This window comes from Saccharomonospora iraqiensis subsp. iraqiensis (assembly GCF_000430445.1).
Classification (GTDB): domain Bacteria; phylum Actinomycetota; class Actinomycetes; order Mycobacteriales; family Pseudonocardiaceae; genus Saccharomonospora; species Saccharomonospora iraqiensis.
Genome location: NZ_KE387046.1, coordinates 1 through 3148, shown reverse-complemented (window position 1 = coordinate 3148; position 3148 = coordinate 1). Strand labels below are relative to the sequence as shown.

Here is a 3148-nt window from a genome sequence, read left to right as displayed (position 1 = left end):
GGCGGCCGCGCGGCGGTGACTCGCTCGCGCCCGTGCTCGCGCGGGTGTTCGGCGACGGGGAGCGGGTCGCGGTCCGCGCCTTCGACGGCACGGTCCTCGGGGATCCCGAAGGGTCGCCCCGCATCGAGGTGCGGTCCCCCCTGGCGCTGAGCTACCTGCTGTCCGCGCCCGGCGAGCTCGGGCTGGCCCGCGCCTACGTCACCGGGCATCTCGACGTCGCGGGCGACCTGCACGACGTGCTGGCCGAGGTCCTCGACCTGGTGGACGGTCTGGACACCGCCGCCAAGCTCGCGGTGCTGACCGAGCTCGGCCCGCGCTATCTGCGGCCGGTCGCGGTGCCGCCGGAGGAGGCACCCGGCAGGATCCGGCGGGGGCTGCGCGGCCTGCGGCACTCCCGGAGCCGGGACAGCACCGCGATCTCGCGGCACTACGACGTGTCGAACCGGTTCTACGAACTGGTGCTCGGCCCGTCGATGGCCTACACCTGCGCCTGCTTCCCCTCCGGGGAGGCGAGCCTGGAGCAGGCCCAGTTCCACAAGTTCGACCTGGCGTGCCGCAAACTCGGCCTGCGACCGGGGATGCGGCTGCTCGACGTCGGCTGCGGCTGGGGCGGCATGGTCGCGCACGCCGCCGAGCACTACGGCGTCGAGGCGTTGGGCGTGACGTTGTCCCGCGAACAGGCGGACTGGGGCCGCGAACACCTCCGCGCGCGCGGCCTGGACGGACGCGCCCGCGTGGTGCACGGCGACTACCGCGACGTGGCCGAGTCCGGCTTCGACGCCGTGGCCTCCATCGGACTCACCGAACACATCGGCGCCCGCAACCTGCCCGCGTACTTCCGGTTCCTCGCCGCCCGGCTGCGCGCGGGCGGGCGGCTGCTCAACCACTGCATCACCCGCCCCACCACCCGGGATCCGCACCGCACCGGCCCGTTCATCGACCGCTACGTCTTCCCCGACGGGGAGCTGGAGGGGGTCGGCACGCTCGTCTCGGCGATGCAGGACCACGGCTTCGAGGTGCGGCACGAAGAGAACCTGCGGGAGCACTACGCGCGCACCCTCGCGGCGTGGTGCGCGAACCTGGCCGAGCACTGGACGGAGGCGGTGGCCGAGGCCGGTGTCCGCCGCGCGCGGGTGTGGGCGCTGTACATGGCCGCCTCCCAACTGTCCTTCGAGCGCCGCGGCATCGAGCTGCACCAGGTGCTCGGGGTGAAGACGGATTCCTCCGGCTCCTCGGGGATGCCCCTGCGCCCGGACTGGGGCGTGTGAGGCACGGTCGCGCACCGCACACCCCCGTGTCCCGGGGCGCCGGTCAGGGCAGGCGGCCCTCGATGCCGTCGCGGATCAGCTCCACCGCGTCGTCGACGTGCGCGCGGCCGGTGCGGTGGCTGAGCACGCACATCCGCAGGGTGTTGCGCCCGTCCAGCCGGGTGCTGGAGAGGAAGATCCGGCCGGTGGCGTTGAGCCGGGCCAGCAGCTCCCGGTTCGCCCGGTCCCGGGCCTGCCCGGTGTCCCCACCGCCCGGCGCGCGGAAGTTCAGCACGGTCAGGTCCGGACGCAGCGGCACGTCCGCGAACTCCCGCAGCCGCCGGTCGGTGTGGGCGGCCAGGTCGAGCTTGTCGTCCAGGGCCGCACGGAACGCGGCGACGCCGTGCAGGTGCAGCGGCAGCCACAGGCGCAGGCCCCGGAACTCGCGGGTCAGTTCCACCCCGAGGTCGGCGAAGTCCGGCGCCACGCCGTCGTCGTCGACGTCCTGGAGGTAGTCCGCCGTCGCGGCGTGCGCGGCGCGCAGCGCCTCGGTGTCGCGCACCAGCAGCGCGCCGGTGCCGTACTGCAGGAACAGGCTCTTGTGCGGGTCGAGGGTGAGGGAGTCCGCCCGCTCGATGCCGCGCAGGATCCGGCGGCCGCGGTCGGTGAGCACGAAACCACCGCCGTAGGCGGCGTCGACGTGGAACCACAGCTGTTCGTCGGTGGCGAGCCGGGCCAGCTCGGGCAGCGGGTCCACGGTTCCGGTGCTGGTCGCGCCCGCCGTGCCCACCAGCAGGAACGGCCGGTTCCCCGCCGCCCGGTCGGCCGCCACGGCCTCCCGCGCGGCCTCGGGGTCCATGCGGTGTTCGGCGGTGGTGGGCACGGTGCGGATCTGACCGGGGTTCAGCCCGGCGATCCGGGCGGCCTTGGCCACGCAGTGATGGGTGTGCGTGGTGACGTACAGGGTGAGCGTGTCCAGCGGGGCGCCCGCGCGTACGGCCCGCTCCCGGGCGGCGACCAGGGCCGACAGCGTCGCCGTGGAGGCGCCGCTGGTGAGCAGGCCGCCCGAGCCCGCGGGCAGCCCGAACTCGTCGCACAGCCAGCGCAGGACGCTGCGCTCCAGGGCCACCAGGCCGGGGGCCATCGCGCTGACACCGGTGAACCGGTTGACCGTCTGCGCGAGCAGTTCGGCCACGGCCGAGGAGAACAGGCCACCGGAGGGGAAGTAGGCGAAGTAGTGGCCACTCGCGGTCTCCACGGCGCGTGCGGCCGCGTCCGCGACGGTGGCCAGCAGCGCGTCGAACTCACCCGGCTGTTCACCGGGTGGGGCGTGCAGCCCGGAGGGCACCACGTCCGGCCCGGACACGGGGGCGTGGGGCAGGGAGTCGAGGAAGTCGGACACGAACGAGCTCGCCGCCGCCATGGTCTTGGCGACGTCGTCCCGGTCGGGGTCGAGGTCGGATCGCAACACGGCCCCGACGCTAGGCCGGGCGGTGCGGGCGGTCTTGTACGTTGTTGCGCCCGTCCCCGCCCCGTGTCCGGCACGGGGTGGCCGACTCCTCACGGACCGGCGCGACCCCGGGCGTAGGCACCGGGTGGGACGCCGACGACGCGGCGGAAGTGCCGGGACAGGTGCGCCTGGTCGGTGAACCCGACCGCCGCGGCGACCTCGGCGGGGCGGTGTCCGGCGTCCAGCAGCCGCTTGGCCGTGCGGACGCGCTCCTGGGTGAGGTAGGTGTGCGGCGGAAGCCCGAACCGCGCGCGGAAGCCGCGCAGCAGGGCGTAGCGGCTCAGCCCGGTCTCGCGGGCGAGCTCGGTCAGGCTCGGCGGGTCGGCCAGGCTGCCGACCAGCATCTCCCGCACGAGTTCGGCGCGGCGCCGGTCCGGCGTGGGGGTGCGCG

General features: G+C 74.9%; 3 protein-coding genes. 1 reads left to right on the top strand and 2 read right to left on the bottom strand.

The window, feature by feature from the left end; all coding sequences use genetic code 11:
- The coding region (locus ACTIR_RS0103550) for a class I SAM-dependent methyltransferase (RefSeq protein ID WP_411431313.1) at positions 1-1268 on the top strand (1268 nt) is incomplete at its 5' end.
- 43 nt (positions 1269-1311) lie between these two features.
- Here the strand turns inward: ACTIR_RS0103550 and ACTIR_RS0103545 are convergent.
- Positions 1312-2718 carry a pyridoxal phosphate-dependent decarboxylase family protein gene (locus ACTIR_RS0103545; protein ID WP_026453247.1) on the bottom strand — a complete coding sequence of 469 codons (1407 nt, stop codon included), beginning with the start codon at positions 2716-2718 and terminating at the stop codon, positions 1312-1314.
- Between the two features lie 89 nt (positions 2719-2807).
- Positions 2808-3148, bottom strand: a 341-nt coding sequence (locus ACTIR_RS0103540; protein ID WP_026453246.1) for a helix-turn-helix transcriptional regulator, incomplete at its 5' end; no start/stop codon positions are given.